This window comes from Pectobacterium betavasculorum (assembly GCF_000749845.1).
GTDB lineage: Bacteria > Pseudomonadota > Gammaproteobacteria > Enterobacterales > Enterobacteriaceae > Pectobacterium > Pectobacterium betavasculorum.
Map to the genome: position 1 here is coordinate 1 of NZ_JQHM01000049.1, position 797 is coordinate 797.

1 protein-coding gene is annotated in these 797 nt (G+C 65.2%); it reads right to left on the bottom strand.

Annotation, left to right across the window (positions count from 1 at the left end; translation table 11 throughout):
* Positions 1 to 760 (bottom strand): condensation domain-containing protein (locus KP22_RS21015; RefSeq protein ID WP_280513148.1); only part of this gene is annotated, 760 nt, incomplete at its 3' end.
* Between the last annotated feature and the right edge of the window lie 37 nt (positions 761 to 797).

Consider the following 797-nt stretch of genomic DNA (forward strand, 5'->3'; position numbering starts at 1 on the left):
TGGTCGCTTTTACCTGCGCCAGCAAGGCACCCACCGATGCCTCGCCGTCCACCCGGTTGCGCAGCGCCAGCGTATTGACAAAGAAACCGATCAGCGGCTCCAGCTCGGTGCGGGTACGCCCGGCCACCGGCGAGCCGACCACGATGTCATCCTGTCCGCTCAGGCGATAGAGCAGCAGCGTCCAGCCGGCGAGCAGCGTCATATACAGCGTGGCACCATGACGCGCCGCCAGCGCTTTCAGCCCGGAGGTCAACTGCGCATCGAGTGTAAAGTCGATACGTCCGCCCACATAATCCTGCACTGCCAGCCGCGGCCGATCGGTCGGCAGCTCTAACAGCGGTGGCACATCCGCCAATTGCTCACGCCAGTAGCCGAGCTGCGCCTGTAGTTCCTCTCCCTGCATCCAACGCCGCTGCCAGGCGGCGTAGTCCGCATACTGAATGGCCAGCGGTGCCAGCGGATCCGGCTGTTGCCGGCTGAACGCCCGGTACAGTTCGCCCAGCTCCCGCATAAAGCAGCCGAGCGACCAGCCGTCAGCGACGATATGGTGCATCGTCACCAGCAGTACCTGCTCGCGCTCGTCCAACTGTATCAGCCGGCCGCGGATCGGCGGCCCTTGCTGCAAATCGAAGGGCGCGGCGGCCTCTTCATCGGCAAGCTGACGCAGCTTATCGGATGCCGCAGGCCGCCCGCGCAGGTCGTGCACGGCGAGCGCAAAAGGTGCCGGTTCATCAATCTGCTGCCACGGCACGCCCTCCATCTCGACAAACCGCGTACGCAGCGCCTCATGACGCACG